Source organism: Colwellia echini (genome assembly GCF_002843355.2).
In the GTDB taxonomy this organism is placed as follows: domain Bacteria; phylum Pseudomonadota; class Gammaproteobacteria; order Enterobacterales; family Alteromonadaceae; genus Colwellia; species Colwellia echini.
On the sequence record NZ_PJAI02000068.1, the window covers coordinates 1 to 1,015 of the forward strand.

Genomic DNA, 1,015 nt, shown 5'->3' on the forward strand with positions numbered 1-1,015 from the left:
ATAGCACTATTACACACGGCGTTGGCTCTGAGTATATCGATGCAGGTGCTAGCGCAACAGATAATACTGACGGCAGTGTTAACGTAACATCTTCAGGCTCGGTTGATAGCAATAATATCAGTAGTTATACCATCACTTATACTGCATCCGATGCGGCAGGTAACGAAAGTAGCTTAACTCGAATCGTTAACGTAACTGATATTACTCCACCAGAAATTACCCTAACGGGTGAAACCGTTGTCACCGTTAACTTTCCTCAAACCTACATAGAGCAAGGCGCAATCGCCACTGATGATGTTGATACCGACGTAACAATTATTACCACAGGTACGGTTAATACAGCTGTTGTAGGAACATACACCTTAAACTATTCAGCGACTGATGCTGCAGGTAATACTGCAACACCAATTACCCGTACTGTAACTGTGGTTGATGTTACCGCACCTGTTATTACCTTAACCGGTGAGCCTGAAATTATTTACAATTACGGAGATGTTTATGTTGATGCAGGGGCAACGGCAACAGATGATGTAGACCCTAGCATAGAGGTAACTAACGACGGTGAAACCTCGGTTGTTACCGACATGGTTAACACTTACACGGTAACATATACCGCCACTGACCTTGCTGGTAATAGCAGTACACTTACACGTGAAATTACAATACAAGATATTGCGCCGCCAGTTATAACGCTTAATGGTGGCAGTACCATATTGCTAGGCCAAGGCCGTGAGTATCGTGAACTAGGTGCGACCGCTCTTGATAACGCTGATGGTGAAACGATTGTTGCAGCGCCAACGGGCACAATTGACCCTGATACCATCGGTGATTACCTACTGACTTACACGGTTACCGACAGCTCAAACAATACTAGTACGGCAGAGCGCACGGTTAGCGTAGTTGAGCCGCGTCCTTTTATTACCCGTTGGAAAACTGATAACGAAGGCATCAGTGACGACAATACAATTATTATAACTACCCGTAGCACTGAATATGCATATAACTACAGTGTTGA

At 44.4% G+C, this 1,015-nt stretch carries 1 protein-coding gene; it reads left to right on the forward strand.

The genetic code is table 11. The features are described from left to right. Positions 1 to 1,015 (forward strand): immunoglobulin-like domain-containing protein (locus CWS31_RS17295; RefSeq protein WP_148747793.1); only part of this gene is annotated, 1,015 nt, incomplete at both ends.